We start from the raw sequence: 21997 nt of genomic DNA on the forward strand, positions 1-21997 counted from the left end.
GTCTTCAGTATATTGTTCTTAATGGTTTGCCGCGGGGGAGTTATGCGAGTTGTCATTCTGGGAAGTGGAGTAGTGGGCGTCGCCAGCGCATGGTATCTGGCGCAGGCAGGCCATGAAGTCACGGTCGTCGATCGTCAGCCTGGGCCGGCGCAGGAAACCAGCGCCGCCAACGCCGGGCAGATCTCGCCGGGTTACGCGGCGCCCTGGGCGGCGCCGGGCGTGCCGCTGAAGGCCATGAAGTGGATGTTTCAGCGCCATGCGCCGCTGGCGATCCGTCTTGACGGCAGCCGCTTCCAGCTGGAGTGGATGTGGCAGATGCTGCGCAACTGCGATATCCGTCACTACCAGGAAAACAAAAGCCGTATGGTGCGTATTGCGGAGTACAGCCGTGACTGCATCAAAGCGCTGCGCGAGCAGACCGGCATCGGTTATGAAGGACGACAGGGCGGCACGCTGCAGCTGTTCCGCACCGCGCAACAGTATGAAAGCGCCAGTAAGGATATCGCCGTACTGAAAGAGGCGGGCGTGCCCTACGAGCTGCTGGAGGCGCAGCAGCTCTCCCGCGTAGAGCCAGCGCTGGCGGCGACCTGTCATAAGCTGACCGGCGGGCTGCGCTTGCCGAACGATGAAACCGGCGACTGCCAGCTGTTTACTCAGCGGCTGGCGGAGATGGCTGCGCAGGCGGGCGTCACTTTCCGCTTCAATACCGCCGTCGATCGGCTGCTGCGCGAGGGCAATCGTATCGCAGGCGTGAAGTGCGGCAATGAAGTGTTGACGGCGGACAGCTATGTGGTCGCTTTTGGTTCCTGGTCCACCGCGCTGTTGAAAGATATCGTGTCAATTCCGGTCTATCCGCTGAAAGGCTACTCGCTGACCATTCCTCTGCGCGATGAGGCGGGCGCGCCGGTCTCTACCGTGCTGGATGAAACCTATAAGGTCGCCATTACCCGTTTCGACCAGCGCATCCGCGTGGGGGGCATGGCGGAAATCGTCGGCTTCAATACCCGGCTGCTGCCGGCGCGGCGCGAAACGCTGGAGATGGTGGTGCGCGATCTCTATCCCAACGGCGGCCATATCGAGCAGGCCAGCTTCTGGACCGGCTTGCGCCCGATGACGCCGGACGGCACGCCGATCGTCGGCGCCACGCCGCTGAAGAATCTTTACTTGAATACCGGTCACGGGACACTCGGTTGGACGATGGCGTGCGGTTCAGGTCAGCTGCTTTCTGATATTATCTCTGGCAAAAAGCCGGCTATCGCCGCAGATGACCTGTCGGTACTGCGTTATCTGCCCGGTTTTTCGCCGGTAACCCACCAGCAGCTGCATAACGCTAACGTTACACGTTAACGAGTTACAAGGAGAGGTTATGTCACGTCCAATTGTCGCAACCATACATAGCGCTGCGTTGCGGCAAAACCTGGCGATTGTTCGCCAGGCCGCGCCCCATTCCCGCGTCTGGTCCGTTGTAAAAGCTAACGGCTACGGCCACGGCATCGATCGTATCTGGCAACATCTTGCCGATACCGATGGGTTTGCCCTGCTGAACCTTGAAGAAGCGATTCTGCTGCGCGAGCGCGGCTGGAAAAAACCGATCCTGCTGCTGGAAGGCTTTTTTCACCGCGATGAGCTGGAACTGCTGGATCGCTATCGTCTGACCACCAGCGTTCACAGCAACTGGCAGATTAAGGCGATCGCCGAGGCGCAGCTGAGCGCGCCGCTGGATATCTACGTGAAGGTGAACACCGGTATGAACCGGCTGGGTTTTCTGCCGGAGCAGGTGCATAACGTATGGCGGAAGCTGCGCGCGCTGGACAATGTCGGCGAAATGACGCTCATGACCCACTTCGCCGAGGCGGAAAGAGAAGAGGGCATTGTCGAGCCAATGAAGCAGGTCGAACGGGCGGCAGAAGGACTGAACTGCCCGCGCTCGTTATCCAATTCGGCGGCGACGCTCTGGCATCCCGAAGCGCACTTTGACTGGGTGCGCCCCGGCATTGTGCTGTACGGCGCGTCGCCAAGCGGTCAGTGGCAGGATATCGCCGGCACCGGCCTGAAACCGGCGATGACCTTGACCAGCGATATTATCGGCATTCAGCCGCTGAAGGCGGGCTCGGGCGTCGGTTACGGCTATCGATATCATGCTCAGGCGGAGCAGCGCATTGGCGTCGTCGCCTGCGGCTACGCCGATGGTTATCCGCGCCATGCGCCTACCGGCACGCCGGTGATGGTGGACGGCGTGCGTACGCATACGCTGGGCGCGGTATCGATGGATATGCTGATGGTCGATTTGACGCCCTGTCCGCAGGCGGGCATTGGATCGAAGGTCGAACTGTGGGGCGATCAGATCAAAATTGACGAGGTGGCCAGCAGCGCCGGCACCGTTGGCTATGAGCTGATGTGCGCGCTCGCGCCGCGGGTGCCGGTTGACGTGCAATAAGCGTTACAGCGCGGTGAGCGAGCCGCGCATCTTTTTACTGCAGCGCCACGCCAGAAACGTGAGCGCTGCGCCCGCCAGCATCATCAGCGCCAGCGCATCTTTTTCCGCCAGCGGCAGCGCCATCATCAACAGACTGGCGGACGATCCGCCCGCCATCTGAATAAATCCCGCCAGCGCGGAAGCGACGCCAGCCTGCTGCTGATAAGGCTCCAGCGCATAGCTGGTGGCCGGTCCGACGGTAAAGGCGAGCCCGGCAACAGAGATCGCCACCGGCAACATATAGAGCGCCCAGTGCGTCTGCAGATGCGCAGGAAACAGCATCTCGCCAGCGAACAGCAGCGCGGCGCCCAACAGCATCGCCAGCGTGCCGATCGCCAGACAGAGCGGGCGGCCCACCTTACGGATCATCTTATTCACCAGCACGCTGACCAGCATAATCCAGAAACCGTTAGCGCCGAAGGCGATGGAAAATTGCAGAGCGCTCAGGCGGCCTTCGGTCATCAGCACATGCGGCGCCAGCGAGACATAGGTCAACACCATACCCAGCGCGCCTGCATTGGCGAAGGCGAAAGCCAGAAAGCGCGGCTCTCGCAAAATGGCGCCGTATTGACGCAGCGGCAGACCTTTAACCTTGCGCGTATTCGCCGGACGCGTTTCCGGCAGCAGCAGGCCGATCAGCAGGCTGATAAACAGCGCGTAGCAGACCAGGAACCAGAAGGGCGCTCGCCAGCCGAACGCTTCCGCCAGAAAGCCGCCCAGCATCGGCGCCAGCGCCGGGACGATATTCAGCGCGCCGTTCAGAAAGCCGTAGGCCTGCGCCGCTTCATCGCCCGCCAGCCGATCGCGCACGCCGCTGAAGGCGACGACCGCGGTGCAGCAGACGGCGCAGCCCTGCACCACGCGCGCCAGCAGAAACATCGGCCAGTTCAGCGCGCAGGCGGCCAGCGCGCTGCCGCAGATATAGAGCAGCAGGCCAATCATCGCGATTGGCTTACGGCCAAAGTTATCGACCAGCGGTCCGGCGATGATTTGCCCCAGCCCCATCACCAGCAGGAAGATGGGAATGGTAGTCTGCACGATAGCGACAGGCGTCGATAATCCCACGGCAATATCAGGCAGCGTCGGCAAATAGAGATCGATGCCCAGCGGCGCCAGCAGCACCAGACTCAACAATAAAAGGGTAAATTTTTGCATTAAGGAAGTTAACATCCTGTATTTTTTTGAGCTGCACAGGGTAGAGAGAAGTAAAGAAAAAGGAAAGCGGAAACTCAAAAATCAGGAGCAGCCTGGCGACTGCCCCTTTAACCCACCCGTTAGTTGAGCGCGGACAGAATCGACGCTGTCGCTCAGGCGGGTTTTTTTAAAATCCAGCGATCCTGCTGCTTATCGTAATGCCCGATCTCAAGATCTACCGGCTTGCCGTCAATCCACGCGGGAACGCTGGTCTCTTCATCCCAGCCGTCAAGCTGGTAGCTAAGACCGGGATTGGTTTGACAGGGAATACTGATGGTATCAGCCGTTTCAGCATTCAGATCTGCATCAATAATCTCGTAGCGACCAATTTTGACTACATGACCCATGGGTTATTTCCCTCCAGGAAAGACGTGAACTTTAAGCGTAGTCGTTCTGGCGGGAATTTCGAGGCGCTGCGCCCAGGATTATTCCTTCTCTTCCGGCACGCGCACGCCAATTTTGATCACCTGATTATCCTCTTTCTCCGCTACGGTCCAGATCAGCGCATTCCATTCCACCTGATCGCCGACAACCGGCGCGCCGCCCAGCATGCCCAGAATCAGCTGCCCCAGCGACTGTTGATCGTTGGTATCTTCATTCAACTCCAGACCATAAATCTGCGCCACGTCGCGCAACCGCGCGTCGGCGTCGAGAATAAAGTCGCCAAAGAAGCGCTGATCGAGCGCCACCGGCGGCGACTGGCTGAACAGCCTGCCGAGCGCGGGCAGATCGCGTTCGCGGCCGATAACGCACAGCACGTCGCCTTCGCGCAAACGCGTATTGCCGGTAGGGTGCATCAGCACATTGTTGCGGAACAGCGCGGCGATACGGGTTTCACGCGGCATCTGCAAATCGCGCAGCGCGGCGCCGACGCACCATTTATCCGCGCTCAGCTGGTACACAAACTGTTCCCATGGGTTTTCAGGATGGATATCAAGCCCGGCGCGGCTAATGGGCGAGGCGGTAGGCGGGACGATAACCTTCGCCTTTTTCGCGGCGAAACCGAGCGAGGTGCCCTGCAACATCAGCGAGACCAGCACCACGAAAAAGGCGATGTTAAAAAATAGCGAGGCGTTTTCCAGCCCGGCCATCATCGGGAAGACTGCCAGAATAATCGGCACCGCGCCGCGCAGGCCGACCCAGCTGATAAAGACGCGCTCACGCAGCGTGAAACTACGGAAAGGCAGCAGGCCGACAAATACTGAAACCGGACGGGCAAAGAGGATCAGCCACAGCGAAAGCAGCATCGCCGGCACGGCGATATGCCAGAGATCGGAAGGCGTCACCAGCAGGCCGAGCACCAGGAACATGCCGATCTGACTCAGCCAGGCCATGCCGTCGAAAGTCTGTAAAATGCCGTGGCGGTTGCGGATCGGGCGATTGCCTAACAGGAAGCCGCACAGGTAGACGGCGAGAATGCCGCTGCCTTCCAGTACGGTAGTCAGGGCGAAGACCAGAATGCCGCCGCTGACCGCCAGCAGAGGATAGAGGCCATTTGCCAGCGAAATACGGTTGATCAGCTGCTGAATAGCCCAGCCGCCGCCCAGGCCCAGCACGATGCCCAGGCCGAACTGTTGAATCAGATGAACTACGAACATCCAGCTTAGCCCGGTTTCGCCCTGTTGAATCATCTCAATCAGCGTAATGGTCAGAAACACCGCCATCGGATCGTTGCTGCCCGATTCGATCTCCAGCGTCGAGCTGACGCGCTCGTTCAGCCCTTTGTCGCCCAGCAGTGAAAACACCGCGGCGGCGTCGGTCGAGCCGATAATCGCGCCGATCAGAAAACCCTGCATCATATCAAGTTGAAACAGCCAGGCGGCGGCCACGCCGGTCAGCCCTGCGGTGATCATCACGCCGACCGTCGCCAACGACAGCGCCGGGCCCAGCGCCACGCGCAGCGAACTGGCGCGGGTGCGCATGCCGCCATCCAGCAGGATCACCGCCAGCGCCAGGTTAGAGACCATATAGGCCAGCGGATAATTATCAAAGGCGATGCCGCCGATGCCGTCCACGCCGGTCAACATGCCGAGCGCCAGAAAGATCACCAGAATGGGAATGCCTAAGCGAGAAGAGAAAGCGCTGAGCAGGATGCTTGAAGCCACCAGCACGGAACCAATAATGAAAAGACTGTAAATGGTGCTGGCATTCAAGGCGGACTCTCCTCGCGATACAGGATAACAGGGGGCGATGCAGGTGTGGCTCTACTATAGCCGTTTTCAAAAGATAATGCTTTATCAATAGCTTGTCATAAGCGGACAAAAAAGTTTTTCATTTTCCTTGTAACGCCTCGCAAATCTGCGTTGATTAAAAAAAATACTGGATATCCACACAGTAATCAGTATACTATTTGTACTCCCTCACGGGGCTGTTGCTATTTGCAAGTAAATGGTGAAGCTATGATGATTTCAACTGAGAGCCTGAACGCTCTTCATCAATCCGTCACAATGAGTAGCCGTGAAATCGCTGAGATGACCGGCAATACCCATGGCGAAGTGAAACGTCTGATTAAAAGTCTGGAAACCGCGCAACGGCTGTCGCAGCCGCTGACGGCATGGGATTATGAAGCCGACGGAACGGTGCGACAGGAGTATCGTCTTAACAAACGCGATTCGGTGCTGGCCGTCGCGCGCCTGTCGCCGGCCTTTACGGCGGAAGCGCTCGATCGCTGGCAGGAGCGGGAAAAAGTGGCGCATCTGCCCGATTTCACCAATCCGGCCGAAGCGGCGCGCGCCTGGGCTGAGCAGTTCGAGCAGCGCCAGAAAGCAGAGCAGCAGCTGGCGCTTTTCGCCCCCAAGGCGGAATTCTTCGACCGTTACGTCACGGTTGAAGAGGAATCAATGGGCTTCCGTCAGGTATGCAAAATGCTGAAGGTGAAAGAGCCCGATTTTCGTCAGTTCCTGCTGGAACGAAATATCATGTACCGTATGAGCGGCACCTTAACGCCGCATCAGCAGCATCTCAACGCCGGACGTTTCACTCTGCGCTCCGGGGTAGGCGAAAATCAGCATGCCTTTTCACAGGCGCGCTTTACGCCGAAAGGGGTTAAATGGGTCGCCAGCCTGTGGGCAGGCCACCTCGCATCACAGCCTAAGGGCGCAGCGGCCTGACGGTTAAACAGGATAAGATGATGAAAGGATGCGACAGAGAGTAAAAAGCCGGTCAACGACCGGCTTTTTTGTTGCTCGCGTTCCGCCTTTTACGAATGCGGCGAGAGTGGAAAGCGCTGCGGCGGTTTTCCGCTGAAGATGCAACGTCGTCCGTTCTCTCTCAGGACAGCGCCAGTCAGGCAACGAGTTCCAGGACAGCTAGCTCTCTGTCGCCTGTTTGTGAAACAGCTCGCGGAATACCGGGTAAATATCTTCCGGTTCACGAATATGCTGAATGGCGAAGTTATCAAACGACGCCTGCAAATGTTCATATTCACGCCACAGGGTTTGATGGGCGCGCCGGGTGATTTCAATGTAGCTGTAGTAGCGCACCACTGGCAGAATATTCTTCGCCAGGATTTCGTGGCACAGCGGCGAATCGTCCGCCCAGTTATCGCCATCAGACGCCTGTGCGGCATAGATGTTCCACTGCGTCGGGTCGTAACGCTCTTTCACCACCTCATCCATCAGCTTCAGCGCGCTGGAAACGATGGTGCCGCCGGTCTCCTGTGAATAGAAAAACTCCTGTTCATCCACCTCTTTCGCCTGAGTATGGTGACGGATATAGACCACCTCAACGTTTTTGTAAGTCCGGCTCAGGAAGAGATAGAGCAGAATATAAAAGCGTTTCGCCATATCCTTGGTGGCCTGATCCATCGAGCCTGAAACGTCCATCAGGCAGAACATCACCGCCTGGCTGGACGGCTCAGGCCGTTTTTCAAAGTTTTTATAACGCAGATCGAAGGTATCGATAAAAGGCACGCGCTCAATGCGCGCGCGCAGTTCGGCAATCTCTTTACGCAGCCGCTCTTCTTCCAGCAGCTGCGCCGGCTCCGCTTTCTCTACCGTTTCCAGCGACGCCTCCAGCTCGTGCAGCATACGTCGTTTGCCCGCGGTCATGGCGGTACGTCGCGCCAGCGAGTTCTGTAAAGAGCGCACCACGCTGATATTGGCCGGCACGCCATTAGAGGTGAAACCGGCGCGGTGCGTTTTATACTCGTTCATCTGCCGCTGCTGCGTTTTGCGCAGGTGCGGCAGCGCCAGATCTTCGAACAGCAGGTCGAGATATTCATCTTTTGAGATATTAAAGACAAAGTCGTCCTGACCTTCGCCATCCTGGCTGGCGTTGCCCTGACCACTGCCGCCGCCTCCGCCGCCTCCCTGAGGACGCTCGATGCGATCGTTTTGCACAAAGTGATCGTTACCAGGATGAACGCGATGGCGCGTGCCGCCGCGTCCCTGATGAAAAATGGGTTCGTTGATATCGTCTACCGGAATAGAAACAGACTCACCACTCTCAACGTCGGTCACCGAACGTTTATTAATGGCCTCGGAGATCGACTGTTTGATTTGCGACTTATAGCGGCGCAAAAAGCGCTGACGATTGACCGCGCTTTTGTTTTTGCCGTTGAGTCGCCGATCGATGAAATAGGCCATAGCTCCCCCAAACAACGTTACAAGCAAAGTCGGGCGCAACGCCCGACCTCTTTACTTTCGCTTCCGTTACGCGTTTATGTGCTTACATGACTTAACTCGATTTGCGCACGCGCAAATACCATTCGCACAGCAGACGCACCTGCTTGCGGGTATAGCCTTTCTCCATCATACGGTCGACAAAATCATCATGTTTTTTCTGTTCGTCGGTTGACGTTTTCGCGTTAAACGAGATAACCGGCAGCAGCTCCTCAGTATTCGAGAACATTTTCTTCTCTATAACCGTGCGCAGCTTCTCATAGCTGGTCCAGTTGGGATTTCGCCCGTTATTCTGCGCACGCGCGCGCAGCACGAAGTTGACGATTTCGTTGCGGAAATCCTTCGGATTGCTGATGCCCGCCGGTTTTTCGATCTTCTCCAGCTCGGCGTTCAGCGCCTCACGGTCGAACAGCTGACCGGTATCGGGATCGCGATACTCCTGATCCTGAATCCAGAAGTCCGCGTAGGTAACGTAGCGGTCGAAAATGTTCTGTCCATATTCGGAATAGGATTCCAGATAGGCAGTCTGGATCTCTTTGCCGATAAACTCGGCGTATTTAGGGATCAGATAGCCTTTGAGGAACTCCAGATATTTCTCCGCCAGCTCCTGCGGGAACTGTTCGCGCTCAATCTGCTGCTCCAACACATAGAACAGATGAACCGGGTTCGCGGCCACCTCGGTGTGGTCGAAGTTAAACACGCGCGACAGGATCTTAAAGGCGAAACGCGTCGAAAGCCCGTTCATCCCTTCATCCACGCCAGCATAGTCGCGATACTCCTGATACGACTTCGCTTTTGGATCGGTATCTTTCAGGCTTTCGCCGTCATAGACACGCATCTTGGAATAGATGCTGGAGTTTTCCGGCTCTTTCATGCGCGACAGGATAGAGAAGCGCGCCAGCGTTTCCAGCGTACCGGGCGCGCAGGGCGCGTGGGTCAGCTCGCTGTGGTTAAGCAGCTTCTCGTAAATCTTGATCTCTTCCGAGACGCGCAGGCAGTAAGGCACCTTAACGATATAGACGCGGTCGAGAAACGCCTCGTTGTTCTTATTGTTGCGGAACTGCACCCACTCCGATTCGTTCGAGTGCGCGAGGATAATGCCGTTAAACGGCAGGGCGGAGATACCTTCGGTACCGTTGTAGTTGCCTTCCTGCGTGGCGGTCAGCAGCGGATGCAGCACTTTGATCGGGGCCTTGAACATCTCGACAAATTCCATGATGCCCTGGTTGGCGCGGCAGAGCGCGCCCGAATAGCCATAGGCGTCGGGATCGTTCTGGGCGTGGTTTTCCAGCTTACGGATATCGACTTTGCCTACCAGCGCGGAGATATCCTGGTTATTTTCGTCGCCAGGCTCCGTTTTGGCGATAGCCAGCTGTTCCAGAATAGAAGGCCAGACTTTTACTACCTTGAAGCGGGTAATGTCGCCACCGAACTCGTGCAGGCGTTTGGCCGCCCATGGCGACATGATGGTGCCCAAGTAGCGGCGCGGCACGCCGTACTCTTTCTCCAGAATATTGGCGTCTTCCTGCGGATTAAACAGGCAGAGCGGATGGTCGTTTACCGGGCTGCGTTCGCCGTCGGCGCTCAGCACATAGATGGGAACGCGCTGCATCAGTGATTTTAACCGTTCGGCCAGCGATGATTTACCGCCCCCGACCGGACCTAACAGATACAGGATCTGTTTTTTCTCTTCCAGGCCCTGAGCGGCATGCTTCAGATAGGAAACAATCTGCTCAATGGCTTCCTCCATCCCATAAAACTCTTCGAACGCCGGATAACGTGCGATAACACGGTTTGAGAACAGGCGGGAAAGGCGAGGCTCCTGGGCAGTATCGACCATGACTGGCTCACCGATAGCCATCAATAGTCTTTCTGCCGCGTTGGCGTATGCACTGCGATCCTGCTTACAGGTGGTCAGGAATTCCTGCAGTGTGAACTCTTCGTCCTTGGCAGCTTCATAACGCTGACGATAGTGATCGAATATATTCATAGCGATGCCCGTCCTTTCGTTTTTAGCACAGGTAATGGAAGCGTTATAAAAGGTTTATCAGCTTCCGGAAGGTATTCTCTTGGGAGTACAGCAACCCTTATGCCAACCTGACGTATTTTTATCGGGGTACACAGATTTGATGGTTACTCTGCTCGAACGAATCATTTAGCCTACTTTTAACTGTAGATGGCATTTCAGGAAATTTCTTTAATGCTATTTAATTTCAACAGGAAAGTCGTTCAGGTAATAACGGGTGCCCTTGCGGGGCGCGGCCTGTAGCGTTTTTGTAAATAAGCGCCTGCATTTCTTTTGCGGCGCGGCGTGGCGTGTGGTTCCAGATACGTCAAAATGTATAAAGATTTAAACCTGTCGCGCAATAGCGTTAAACTACCTCTCTGATTGTTATATTTATGGAAGAAATAAATTGTGAACCAATTCAAAATTAGCATCCTTGCTCTGCTTCTGCCGATTTGTGGTTTGGCTCAGGCTGATGATGCCCATCCGCTTACGCTGGGCGCCTCGGTGATTTACGCGCAAAGTCCTTATAAAGGTGGTCAGGATCGTTATCTGCCGGTGCCGGTCATCAACTATGAGGGCGACGATTTCTGGCTGCGCACCTTACAGGGCGGCTACTACCTGTGGAAAGATCAGCAAGACCAGCTCTCCCTGACGCTGGCCGGTTCAGCGCAGGAGTACGATCCGGGCGATAACGATCTGGGCAATATGAAAGGCCTGGACAAACGCCGTATGACGTTGATGGGCGGGGTAGAGTATCGCCATATCGCCGACTGGGGGATTGTGCGCACTAACCTGTTAGGCGACGTGCTGGGCAAAAGCGATGGCATCGTCTGGGATCTGACCTATCTTTACCGTTTCGACTTCGGCGATTTCAGCCTGACGCCTGGCATCGGCGCCACCTGGACCAGTTCCAATCAGAACCGTTACTATTATGGCGTTTCCGGTCATGAATCAGCACGCACCGGTATCAGCCGCTATCAGCCTGACGACAGCTGGAGCCCTTACGTCGAGCTGAGCGCCAATTATCGCCTGACTGATCGCTGGAACGCCGGTATCTATGCGCGCTACACCCGCCTGGCGGACGAGATCAAAGACAGCCCGATGGTGGACAATAATTCTCAGCTTACCGCCTGGACCGGAGTAAGCTACAGCTTCTGATCGGCTGCATGTCAACGGGCGTACGGCGCCCCGTTGCACCTTAACGGGGCTAATGCGGCGCACCAGGGAGAGAATATGAGCAGAACAGTGAACATTGCTGATGGTATGGCCCTGCCGGCAATAGGCCAGGGAACCTGGTATATGGGCGAAAGCCCGGATCTGCGACGACAGGAGATTGCTGCTCTACAGGCGGGCATTGAGTGCGGCCTGTCGGTGATCGATACCGCAGAGATGTACGCTGACGGTGGAGCGGAGCGGGTAGTCGGCGAAGCGCTACAGGGAAGACGCGACCGCGTCTGGTTGGTCTCTAAATTCTATCCGTGGAACGCCGGCGTTGTTGACGCGGTGGAAGCGTGCGAACGGAGTTTGCAGCGGTTGAGAACGGACTATCTCGATCTCTATCTGCTGCACTGGCGCGGCAATATCCCGCTGGAAGAGACCATTCGGGCGATGGAAAAGCTACAGCAACAGGGGAAAATTGGTCGCTGGGGCGTATCTAATTTCGATACCGAGGATATGCAGGAGCTGTGGCAGGCGCCGGGCGGTACGGCTTGCGCGGCCAATCAGGTACTTTATCATCTCGCTTCGCGCGGCATTGAGTTTGAGCTGCTGCCAGCCTGTCAGGCGCGTCAGCTGCCGGTAATGGCATATTGTCCGCTGGCGCAGGCGGGGCGTTTGCGCCGGGATTTAATGATGCATCCGGCGCTGCATGAGGTGGCGCAGCAGCAGGACATCAGCGTAGCGCAGCTGATGCTGGCGTGGGTCATCCGTCAGCCTGGCGTTATGGCGATCCCGAAAGCGGGCAGCGTGACGCACGTCAGGGAAAATGCGGCGGCGTTAACAATAACGCTGACTGATGAACAGCTGATGCGGCTGGATAGCCTGTTTCCGCCCCCGCAAAGCAAGCAGCCGCTGGACGTGGTCTGAGGGACTAAAAGAAAGCCGGGCGCAAAGGCCCGGCTTTTTTAACGTTTTTTCCGCACCCGGAACGTCGTGGCCAGCCGCGCGGGTTGCTCAACGGCGCTCTTCATCGGCGCATTGATGCGCGCGGTTTCGACGCACACCATGGTTTGATAACCGTCGTTCGCCATATCTCCCATGCTGCAGGAAAGCTCCACGCCCGGATTCCAGGTTACCACATCGCTGTGATGGTGATGATAAACCTCGATCACGCGCTGGCCCGCTTTATCATGAATCAGGCTGCAATCATCCGGCTGGGTGTAGATACGATCGACGCGTCCGTCATAGCGTTGTTTGCCATCCGCGGAATCGCCCGGCTCGCCATCCTTCACCTTATCGATAAAGTGCTGGCCCAGACCGCTGACCTCCACCTCGTTAATATCCGCTACGCAGAAGTAGCTGTGCAGCGCGCAGGTAGCCTGATAATCGCCGTGCGCCTCCAGTTCAATTTCGCAGCGTTCGCCCAGACGGAAACGGGCGAACAGGGTGAAATCGTGCGGCCAGAGCGCTTTGGTCTGCGCATTGCTCGCCAGCTCCAGCGTCAGCAGCACGCAGTCGTCGTTTTCATCATGAGCGGAAAGCGTCCACGGCTGATTGCGCGCGAAGCCGTGCGCCGGTTCGCCTGCGGGACCAAACCACGGCCAGCAGATCGGCACGCCGCCGCGAATCGCTTTACCATTGGCAAAGGCGCTTTTCTCACTCAGCCAGATTACCGGCTTCTCGCCGTTGGGCTGCCAGGCGATAAGCTGAGCGCCCTGTAAAGTAACGGCGGCGCGCACTTTAGGATGATTCACCACCAGCACCGGCAGTTCGCCCATCTGTCGCAGGCTGAGGTAAGGGGAGAGCTGGTTAACCACGGGAAGCGAAAACAGTTTTTCGGTCATGATATTACCTTGCTGAATTCAGACGATAAAAAAGGGCGACCGTAGTCGCCCTCAAAGTTTAGTCTGTCAACGCGGCTTATTTAGAAGCAACCAGCGCGACCAGATCCAGTACTTTATGTGAGTAGCCAGTTTCGTTGTCGTACCAGGAAACCAGTTTCACGAAGTTGTCGTTCAGTGCGATACCTGCGCTGGCGTCGAACACGGAAGTCAGAGTTTCGCCGTTGAAATCGGTAGAAACCACTGCGTCTTCGGTGTAGCCCAGAACGCCTTTCATGTCGCCTTCAGAAGCGGCTTTGATCGCTTCACAGATTTCTTTGTAAGAAGCCGGTTTAGCCAGACGCGCGGTCAGGTCAACAACGGATACGTTCGGGGTCGGAACGCGGAACGCCATACCGGTCAGTTTGCCGTTCAGTTCCGGCAGAACTTTACCTACGGCTTTAGCTGCGCCAGTAGAAGACGGGATGATGTTCTGAGATGCGCCGCGGCCGCCGCGCCAGTCTTTGTGAGACGGGCCGTCAACGGTTTTCTGGGTAGCGGTGGTGGCGTGAACGGTAGTCATCAGACCTTCAACGATGCCGAATTTGTCGTTGATGACTTTCGCCAGCGGCGCCAGGCAGTTGGTGGTGCAGGACGCGTTGGAAACGATGTCCTGGCCGGCATATTTGTCAAAGTTGGCGCCGCGAACGAACATCGGAGTGTCATCTTTGGACGGACCGGTCATTACCACTTTCTTCGCGCCAGCGGTGATGTGTTTACGTGCGGTTTCGTCAGTCAGGAAGATACCGGTCGCTTCAGCTACCACGTCAACGCCGACTTCGTCCCACTTCAGGTTAGCCGGATCTTTTTCTGAGGTAACACGGATTTTCTTGCCGTTAACGATCAGCGCGCCGTCCTGTACTTCAACGGTGCCATCGAAACGGCCGTGCGTTGAGTCATACTTCAGCATGTACGCCATGTATTCGGCGTCCAGCAGGTCGTTGATGGCAACGATTTCAATGTCTGAACGCTGCTGCGCAGCACGGAAAACGATGCGACCGATACGACCAAAACCGTTAATACCTACTTTGATAGTCATATATTCCACCAGCTATTTGTTAGTGAATAAAAGGTTGGCTGTAAAATTACAAAATCCTTACCAGGCGTCAAGCGGAATCGTGTCAATTATTGCGACAAGTCAAACCCATTACGGAGAATTTTTGGGTTTGAAACCGCTTCCGCGACTATTCTGCTACATCAATTTTGCGGCCTGATTACCGAATATAAAGGGCTCGCTTTAACGAAAAGTGATCCGCATCACAATTTGCACGTTGAGCGCGTGTCAAAGCTTGTCAGGCACAAAATATTAACCTGTTCTTGTTAACTACTTGTTAGAATACTAGCCGATTTTTCCAGAATGACATTGCCAGAGACGATGAAAATGGCTAAAGAATTGAACGATCGTACGCCTGATAATCAGCTGACCGAAATGCAGCTCTATGTCACCCAGCAGCGTGGGACGGAGCCGCCCTTCAGCGGCGCGCTGCTGCACAACAAAGCGGAAGGGATTTATCATTGCCTGGTGTGCAATGCGCCGCTGTTCCTGTCGGAAACCAAATATGATTCCGGCTGCGGCTGGCCGAGTTTCTATCAGCCTTATACCGAAGATGCGATTCATTATCTGGAAGACAACTCGCACGGGATGCATCGCATTGAAATTCGCTGCGGCAACTGCGATTCCCATTTGGGACACGTCTTTCCCGATGGCCCGCAGCCGACCGGCGAACGCTACTGTGTGAACTCGGCATCGCTGAGTTTCAGCGATAATGATGGCAACCAGACCAAAGGTTAAGTGATGAAATCAGAACTTGATGCGATGATCGAGGCGATGACGCCGGAAATCTATCAGCGTCTGGCTACCGCCGTGGAAACCGGCAAATGGCCGGACGGGGTGGCATTGACCGATGAGCAAAAAGAGAACTGTATGCAGCTGGTAATGCTGTGGCAATCGCGTCATAACCATCAGCCGCAGCATATGAGCATCGGGCAGGGCGGCGAGCTGGTGACGCGTTCCAAGCGCGAGCTGAAAGAAGAGTTCGGCATCGGTGACGATGTCACGCGCATTACGCTGCAGTAAAGGGTAAAGCCTGACGCGGTATAACGCATCCCGCCCGCTGGCGGGATGTGTTATTAGCGGATAAGGGCGCCGCTTGCGGCCATTTGCGCCAGTGCCTCGACGCTGTCCTGCGGCTGCAAATTAACGCCGCGGCAGCCTTCGCTAATGACTTCCACCTCATAGCCCAACTGTAACGCATCCAGCACGCTGAATTTGACACAGTAGTCGGTCGCCAACCCCATCATCACCAGACGGGTAATGCCGCGCGCGCGCAGCCAGGCATCCAGACCGGTCTGGCGCCGGTGGCCGTTGTCGAAAAAGGCGCTGTAGCTGTCGATATCGCGCTGTTCGCCTTTATGAAACACCACCTCAATCAGCTCTCGTTGCAGCGCCGGATGAAAATCGGCGCCATGGCTCTCCTGCACGGCATGATCGGGCCACCAGATCTGCGGCAGTCCGTTTAATTCGCCGACGGTATTCACCGCCTCGCCCGATACAGAAGCGAAACTGCCATGATCGGCGGGATGCCAGTCCTGCGTGGCGACAACCGGCTCGCCGCGCTGATGAAACGCCGCTGCCAGACGGTTAGCCACGGCGATAACGGCGTCGCCGTCGTTGACCGCCAGCGCGCCGCCCGGACAAAAATCATTTTGCAGGTCGATTAAAATCAGCGCCTGTTTCATCCGCGCTTCTCCTTAACGTTCTTCAGGGGTCAATTCGCCGCGCAGGTTAACCTGCATCAGACGACGCACTTCATCACAGCTCAGCGGCTGGCTAAGCAGATAATGCAGCTTGGTCAGCGTCGCCTCAACGGTCATATCGAATCCGCCGATCACCCCGGCATGCGCCAGCGCGTTGCCGGTGGCGTAGCCGCCCATATTCACTTTGCCCGACATGCACTGCGTCAGGTTGACCACCACAATGCCGCGTTCCGAAGCGGCCTGAAGCTCCGCGAGAAACTCAGCGTTTTGCGGCGCATTGCCAACGCCGTAAGAGCGCAGGATCAGCGCCTTCACCGGCTGGCGCAGGAAGTTGCGCACCACTTCCGCAGAGATGCCGGGATAGATGGTGACGACGCCGATAGGCTGCGGCGTAATAGGGTGGACGATCAGATCGCCATCTCCCTGCGGTGCAGGCGGCGTGTTCAGACGACGAATATGAATGCCCGCCTCCAGCAACGGCGGCAGATTAGGCGAGGCGAAAGCGTTAAAGCCGTCCGCGTGTGCCTTGGTCGTGCGGTTGCCGCGATAAAGGGTATTGTTAAAGAACAGCGAAACTTCTTTTACCGGATAGTTGGCTGCTACAAACAGCGCGTTAAGCAGGTTTTGCTGACCGTCGGAGCGCAGCTCGGCGAGCGGGATCTGTGACCCTGTCACAATGACCGGCTTCGCCAGGTTTTCCAGCATAAAAGAGAGCGCCGAGGCGGTAAACGCCATCGTATCCGTGCCGTGCAGAATGACAAAACCGTCATAAAGGTCGTAGTTCTGGCGAATATCTTCCGCAATCGCCTGCCAGTCCTGCGGCGTCATATCGGAAGAATCGATCAGTGGCTGATACTCATGAATAGTAAAGGCAGGCATTTCCGGGCGGTGAAACTCCGGCATCGCCGCTAACTGCCGCTGCAGGTGACCTGAAACCGGAATATAGCCTTGTGCAGAGCGCTGCATACCGATCGTTCCGCCGGTATAGGCAACGTAAATAGATTTTTTTTGCATGAAAAGCGACTCAGCTTTGCGGAAAAAATGCAGTATACGGTAAAGCGCAGGGAAGAGCAGCCCGACCAGCATGGCGCCGATCGGGCTGTAAAGGTTAGCGCACCTCGCCGCAGGTCAGGCAGATGGCGTAACGGTTTTGTGGATCGTTAAGACGACCAAACAGGCCCGGCTGTTGCTTCATCGCGCTGACTACGTCGACCATCGGCGCGGGCAGCCAGGCTTTCAGGGCGTTCGGCAACGCGGCGCGCACCGAAGCGTCCATCTGGCCCAGTACCATATCGATAAGGGCAGGCTCATCCGCAAACCAGTTCAGCTGCACTTCTTTCAGCTTCGCCAGTTCCGCCGCTTTGGCGACAGCGTCGTCGAAATCGCCCAGCGCGTCGACCAGCCCGTTGCCTTTGGCGTCGCTGCCGGTCCAGACGTGACCCTGCGCAATCTGGTCGATCTGCTCCGGTGTTTTCTGACGCGCTTTCGCGACCAGGCCGATAAAGTTGCGATAGCCGTTTTCGATGCTCAGCTGCATCATTTGCTGAACTTCAGGCGGCAACGCCTTGGTGCTGGCAACGTCGGCCAGCGGCGATGTCGCTACGCCATCGGTGTGCACGCCGATCGCATCCAGCGAATTTTCCACCGTATTAATCACGCCGAAAATGCCGATTGAGCCGGTGAGCGTAGCCGGGCTGGCGATAATGTAGTTGGCGGGGGTGGAGATCCAGTAACCGCCGGAGGCCGCCATGCCGCCCATCGATACCACGACCGGTTTGCCGGCCGCGCGCGCCGCCGCCAGTTCCTGACGCACCACCTCGGAAGCGGTGACGCTGCCGCCAGGGCTGTTGACGCGGAAGACGATCGCTTTAACGTTCGGATCGAGACGCGCCTGACGGATCTGCGCCGCCGTGGTGTCGCCGCCTACCGCGCCCGGCGTCTCTTCGCCATCCATAATCGCGCCGGTGGCCAGAATCACCGCCACGTTGCCGTTCTGCGAACTGTTATCCTGCACCGGATAGTCGTAGATGCTGATGGCGTTGTAGTCCTGAGCCTGCTTGTTCCAGCCAAACTGCTTTGCGAACAGCTGCTCCGTTTCGGCGCGGGTCGCCAACTGATCGACCAGCTTGTTCTCTTTGGCGTAGCGCGCGGTATCGCCGCCGGTTTGTTGCAGGCCGCTCAGCAGGCTCTGCGCGCCGGGAAAGAGCTGCTGTGCCGTAATCTGGCGGTTGGCTGCGACTACGTTCAGGTAGTTTTGCCACAGCTCGCCGACCCAGCGGCTGTCGGCATCGCGCGCCGCAGGCGACATATCATCGCGCAGGAACGGCTCAACCGCTGATTTATAGGTGCCGACGCGGAATACATGCGACGTCACCTTCAGCTTATCGAGCAGGCTCTTATAGTAAAGGGTATTGGTAGCGAAGCCATGCAGATCGACCGTGCCCTGCGGGGAGAGGTAAATCTTGCTGGCGTAGCTGGCCAGATAATATTGCGCCTGAGAATAGCTGTCGCCGCTGGCATAGATCGGTTTGCCGCTGTCGCGGAATTCGCGCAGCGCCTTGCCGATATACTGCAACGAAGGCTGATCGGCGCCGGCAAAGTTGCGCAAATCGAGCACGATGCCGGTAATTTTGCTGTCGCTTTTCGCCTGCCGGATAGCCGCCACGATATCGAACAGCGAGTTTTCCTTCAGCCGGTCGCTGCTGGCGCCCAGCAGTTGACGGCCAATTTTGCTCAGTTTGTTGCTGACCGACGGCTTATCCACCACCACGCCGGAAAGATCGACCTTCAGCGCGCCGCGCGGCACTTCCACAGGCGCGCTGGCGTTTTTCACCTGTAGCCAGATGCCGACACAGACCAAGACTAAAAAGATCAGAAACAGGTTAAGAATGCATTCGCGGATAAAGTTCAGCACCCGCCATATCCACTTAAAGATGCCTGCTATGATTCGCCACAAGGTGCGCATGTTTTCTCCATAATCGCCAGACAGGGCGCAGAAAAGCAGCTTTTCTGCCAGAATTTCATCCACATCCTAAAGAGCAGCCGGGCAAATGTCAGCAGGAAATCGCGCGCGGCTGTAACAAAACGTCAGCCTGTGTTAGTTTGCAACGAATGCTAATCATTATCAGGAGGAAGAGATGGAAGCACTGGATTTACTGGTTAATCGCCGCTCCGCATCGCGTTTAGCCGAGCCTGCGCCGACGGGCGAAGCGCTGGATAATATTCTGCGCGCCGGCATGCGCGCGCCGGATCACGGCACGCTCCAGCCCTGGCGCTTTCATATTATTGAGAAACAGGGCCTTGAGCGCTTTAGTCAGCTGCTGGAGCAGGCGGCGCGCGATGGCAACATGGATGACAAGGCTATCGAAAAAGCGAAGCAGGCGCCGTTTCGCGCGCCGATGATCATTACTGTCGTGGCGCATTGTGAAGATCACCCGAAAGTGCCGCGTTGGGAGCAGCTGCTGTCGGCGGGGTGTGCGGTGATGGCGATGCAGATGGCCGCTGCCGCGCAGGGCTTTAACGGCATCTGGCGCAGCGGCGCCTGGACGGATAATGAGGCGGTGCGCGCCGCATTCAACTGCCGCCAACAGGACGCCATTGTCGGCTTCCTCTACCTCGGCACGCCGCAGCTGAAATCTTCCACCACGGTATTGCCTCCCGATACCGCTCCGTTTGTCAGTTATTTCTGACAGATTCGCCGTGTTTATTTTGGCAGGGTAAGGTACCAGCCCTGCTTTTTAACTGCGTCGCGTCAGAGGTGGCTTATCACGCCAGGGGTAACGCGTTAACATATACGCCAGCGATCTGGATGAAGGAGCCCCCATAAATCAGATGATTCGTCTTACCCAGTACAGCCACGGCACAGGATGCGGTTGTAAAATTTCCCCTGAGGTGCTGGAAACCATTCCGCAAAGCGAGCTGATGGCGTTTCACGATCCGCAAACCTCTGGCAGTCTGCTGTTGGCGGTGCGCCCTGAGGCCGTCGCCGATTTCCACCCGCTGTCGGAAAGCCTGTCGCTGTTGGTCAGCGCGATTAGCGAGTTAGTGCCGGCGCAGGCCGGCGTTCCTTTGATTGATGTTTTGTCGTAAGAGAGCCTTGCCCCGTTAATGCGCCTGTTTATTGCTGAAAAGCCGAGCCTGGCCCGCGCCATCGCCGATATCCTGCCCAAGCCTCACCGTCGCGGAGAGGGCTATATCGCCTGCGGAAATGATCACATCGTCACCTGGTGCGTAGGGCACCTGCTGGAGCAGGCTCAGCCCGACAGCTACGACAGCCGCTATGCGCGCTGGTCGCTGGCCGACTTGCCTATCGTGCCGGAAAAGTGGCGATTACAGCCGCGCCCCTCGGTGGCGAAGCAGCTGAACGTGATCAAAAAGCTGCTGGAGCAGGCGGATGAGATTATTCACGCTGGTGACCCGGATCGGGAAGGGCAGCTGCTGGTAGATGAGGTGCTGGACTATCTGGCGCTGCCGCCTGCGAAGCGCGAAAAGGTACAGCGCTGTTTAATCAACGATCTTAACCCGCAGGCGGTGGAACGTGCCGTGGGTCGCCTGCGCCAGAATAAAGAATTTATTCCTCTGTGCGTCTCGGCGCTGGCGCGCGCGCGCGCCGACTGGCTGTACGGCATCAATATGACCCGCGCATGGACGCTGCTGGGCCGCAACGCCGGCTATGACGGCGTACTGTCGGTCGGCAGGGTGCAGACGCCGGTGCTGGGGCTGGTGGTGCGGCGCGATGAAGAGATCGAGAACTTCATTCCCAAAGATTACTTTGAAGTCAAAGCGCATATCGTGACGCCCAAAGAGGAGCGTTTCGTCGCGCTTTGGCAGCCCAGCGACGCCTGCGAACCCTGGCAGGATGAAGAGGGGCGACTGCTGCATCGTCCGCTGGCGGAGCATGTGCTGGCGCGCATCGGCGGAAAACCGGCGCGGGTGACTAACTATCAGGATCGGCGGGAAAACGATACGGCACCGCTGCCGTTTTCGCTCTCCAGCCTGCAGATAGAGGCGGCGAAACGCTACGGCCTCAGCGCGCAGACGGTGCTGGATACCTGTCAGCGTCTTTATGAGACCCACAAGTTGATCACCTATCCGCGTTCGGACAGCCGCTATCTGCCGGAGGAGCATTTTGCCGGGCGCCATGCGGTGTTGAATGCCATTAGCGCGCATCAGACGGCAATGAAAACGCCGGCTGATTTTGATACCGAACGTAAAAATCGCTGCTGGGACGATAAAAAAGTTGACGCTCACCATGCCATTATCCCCACGGCGCGCAGCAGTGCCGTGCGCCTGACGGACAATGAGGCCAATATTTACGGCCTGATCGCCCGCCAGTATCTGATGCAGTTCTGTCCTGACGCGGTTTACCGGAAGTGCGTTATCGAGCTGGATATCGCTGGCGGCAAGTTTGTCGCCAAAGCGCGCTTTCTGGCGGAGGCAGGCTGGCGCGCGCTGCTGGGAAGCAAAGAGCGCGATGAGGAGAATGACGGCACGCCGCTGCCCGTGGTGGCGCAGGGCGATGAGCTGTTGTGCGAGAAAGGCGAAATTGCAGAAAAGCAAACGCAGCCGCCGCGTCCCTTCACCGACGCCACGCTGTTATCCGCAATGACCGGTATTGCCCGCTTCGTGCAGGATAAAGATCTAAAGAAAATCCTGCGCGCGACCGATGGTTTAGGTACGGAGGCGACCCGGGCCGGCATTATCGAACTGCTGTTCCGGCGCGCTTTCCTGATCAAGAAAGGGCGTTATATTCATGCGACCGACGCGGGCAGGGCGCTGATTCACTCATTGCCGGAAATGGCCGCGCGGCCAGATATGACCGCTCAATGGGAATCGACGCTGACGAAAATCAGTGAAAAGGCCTGTCGCTATCAGGATTTTATGCAGCCGCTGGTTACTACGC

General features: G+C 57.1%; 19 protein-coding genes and 1 pseudogene. 10 read left to right on the forward strand and 10 right to left on the reverse strand.

Going from position 1 to position 21997, the window contains the following annotated elements; translation table 11 throughout:
• The first annotated feature begins 42 nt into the window (after positions 1–42).
• Both MYY08_RS16980 and dadX read left to right on the forward strand, forming a co-directional pair.
• Positions 43–1347 carry a D-amino acid dehydrogenase gene (locus MYY08_RS16980; RefSeq protein WP_038625812.1) on the forward strand — a complete coding sequence of 435 codons (1305 nt, stop codon included), beginning with the start codon at positions 43–45 and terminating at the stop codon, positions 1345–1347.
• Positions 1348–1366: 19 nt separating this feature from the next.
• The gene (dadX, locus tag MYY08_RS16985) at positions 1367–2437 is read left to right on the forward strand and encodes a catabolic alanine racemase DadX (protein WP_038625813.1); all 1071 of its coding nucleotides are present in this window, start codon (positions 1367–1369) and stop codon (positions 2435–2437) included.
• 3 nt (positions 2438–2440) lie between these two features.
• On the opposite strand, the gene MYY08_RS16990 is transcribed toward dadX, so the two are convergent.
• The 3 genes from MYY08_RS16990 to MYY08_RS17000 all read right to left on the reverse strand — a co-directional run bounded on the left by MYY08_RS16990 (position 2441) and on the right by MYY08_RS17000 (position 5823).
• Positions 2441–3631, reverse strand: a complete 1191-nt coding sequence (locus MYY08_RS16990) for a multidrug effflux MFS transporter (RefSeq protein ID WP_288015061.1) — start codon at positions 3629–3631, stop codon at positions 2441–2443.
• A 152-nt stretch (positions 3632–3783) separates the two neighbouring features.
• Complete coding sequence (locus tag MYY08_RS16995) at positions 3784–4017, reverse strand: DUF1480 family protein (protein ID WP_038625816.1); 234 nt, start codon at positions 4015–4017, stop codon at positions 3784–3786.
• A gap of 78 nt (positions 4018–4095) precedes the next feature.
• On the reverse strand, positions 4096–5823 hold the full coding sequence (locus MYY08_RS17000) for a potassium/proton antiporter (RefSeq protein WP_038625818.1): 1728 nt from the start codon (positions 5821–5823) through the stop codon (positions 4096–4098).
• Positions 5824–6069: 246 nt separating this feature from the next.
• On the opposite strand from MYY08_RS17000, the gene MYY08_RS17005 reads away from it, so the two are divergent.
• Entirely contained in the window at positions 6070–6780 is a 711-nt protein-coding gene (locus MYY08_RS17005) for a phage antirepressor KilAC domain-containing protein (RefSeq protein WP_038625820.1), read from the forward strand.
• Positions 6781–6978: 198 nt separating this feature from the next.
• Here MYY08_RS17005 and MYY08_RS17010 read toward each other — a convergent pair whose 3' ends face one another.
• On the reverse strand, positions 6979–8256 hold the full coding sequence (locus MYY08_RS17010; RefSeq protein ID WP_038625822.1) for a YeaH/YhbH family protein: 1278 nt from the start codon (positions 8254–8256) through the stop codon (positions 6979–6981).
• A 91-nt stretch (positions 8257–8347) separates the two neighbouring features.
• Positions 8348–10282, reverse strand: a complete 1935-nt coding sequence (yeaG, locus tag MYY08_RS17015) for a protein kinase YeaG (protein WP_038625824.1) — start codon at positions 10280–10282, stop codon at positions 8348–8350.
• Between the two features lie 426 nt (positions 10283–10708).
• On the opposite strand from yeaG, the gene MYY08_RS17020 reads away from it, so the two are divergent.
• Positions 10709–11458, forward strand: a complete 750-nt coding sequence (locus MYY08_RS17020; RefSeq protein ID WP_038625826.1) for a MipA/OmpV family protein — start codon at positions 10709–10711, stop codon at positions 11456–11458.
• Between the two features lie 75 nt (positions 11459–11533).
• Positions 11534–12385 carry an aldo/keto reductase gene (locus MYY08_RS17025; RefSeq protein WP_038625829.1) on the forward strand — a complete coding sequence of 284 codons (852 nt, stop codon included), beginning with the start codon at positions 11534–11536 and terminating at the stop codon, positions 12383–12385.
• Between the two features lie 38 nt (positions 12386–12423).
• Here the strand turns inward: MYY08_RS17025 and MYY08_RS17030 are convergent, their stop codons facing one another.
• Both MYY08_RS17030 and gapA read right to left on the reverse strand, forming a co-directional pair.
• Positions 12424–13302, reverse strand: a complete 879-nt coding sequence (locus MYY08_RS17030; RefSeq protein WP_038625831.1) for a D-hexose-6-phosphate mutarotase — start codon at positions 13300–13302, stop codon at positions 12424–12426.
• A gap of 76 nt (positions 13303–13378) precedes the next feature.
• The gene (gene gapA / locus MYY08_RS17035) at positions 13379–14377 is read right to left on the reverse strand and encodes a glyceraldehyde-3-phosphate dehydrogenase (RefSeq protein WP_038625833.1); all 999 of its coding nucleotides are present in this window, start codon (positions 14375–14377) and stop codon (positions 13379–13381) included.
• Between the two features lie 342 nt (positions 14378–14719).
• Between gapA and msrB the strand changes: the two genes are divergently transcribed.
• Together msrB and MYY08_RS17045 are read left to right on the forward strand one after the other, a co-directional pair.
• Complete coding sequence (gene msrB, locus MYY08_RS17040) at positions 14720–15130, forward strand: peptide-methionine (R)-S-oxide reductase MsrB (protein WP_104951637.1); 411 nt, start codon at positions 14720–14722, stop codon at positions 15128–15130.
• Between the two features lie 3 nt (positions 15131–15133).
• Positions 15134–15415: a YeaC family protein gene (locus MYY08_RS17045; protein WP_038625835.1), complete on the forward strand. Its 282-nt coding sequence runs from the start codon at positions 15134–15136 to the stop codon at positions 15413–15415.
• A gap of 53 nt (positions 15416–15468) precedes the next feature.
• On the opposite strand, the gene pncA is transcribed toward MYY08_RS17045, so the two are convergent.
• The 3 genes from pncA to sppA form a co-directional block, all read right to left on the reverse strand.
• Complete coding sequence (pncA, locus tag MYY08_RS17050; protein ID WP_038625837.1) at positions 15469–16077, reverse strand: bifunctional nicotinamidase/pyrazinamidase; 609 nt, start codon at positions 16075–16077, stop codon at positions 15469–15471.
• Between the two features lie 12 nt (positions 16078–16089).
• Positions 16090–17109 (reverse strand): asparaginase, encoded by a 1020-nt coding sequence (gene ansA, locus MYY08_RS17055; RefSeq protein ID WP_038629978.1) that lies wholly within the window; start codon positions 17107–17109, stop codon positions 16090–16092.
• Between the two features lie 94 nt (positions 17110–17203).
• The gene (sppA, locus tag MYY08_RS17060; RefSeq protein ID WP_104951635.1) at positions 17204–19060 is read right to left on the reverse strand and encodes a signal peptide peptidase SppA; all 1857 of its coding nucleotides are present in this window, start codon (positions 19058–19060) and stop codon (positions 17204–17206) included.
• Between the two features lie 172 nt (positions 19061–19232).
• On the opposite strand from sppA, the gene MYY08_RS17065 reads away from it, so the two are divergent.
• The 3 genes and pseudogenes from MYY08_RS17065 to MYY08_RS17075 all read left to right on the forward strand — a co-directional run.
• The gene (locus MYY08_RS17065) at positions 19233–19784 is read left to right on the forward strand and encodes an NAD(P)H nitroreductase (RefSeq protein ID WP_038625839.1); all 552 of its coding nucleotides are present in this window, start codon (positions 19233–19235) and stop codon (positions 19782–19784) included.
• A 142-nt stretch (positions 19785–19926) separates the two neighbouring features.
• Positions 19927–20034, forward strand: a pseudogene (locus tag MYY08_RS17070) (selenide, water dikinase SelD); the annotation flags it as partial.
• A 168-nt stretch (positions 20035–20202) separates the two neighbouring features.
• On the forward strand, positions 20203–21997 hold a 1795-nt coding region (locus tag MYY08_RS17075; RefSeq protein ID WP_288015073.1), incomplete at its 3' end, for a DNA topoisomerase III.

The sequence above is a fragment of the Mixta sp. genome (assembly GCF_024610815.1).
Lineage (GTDB): Bacteria > Pseudomonadota > Gammaproteobacteria > Enterobacterales > Enterobacteriaceae > Mixta > Mixta calida.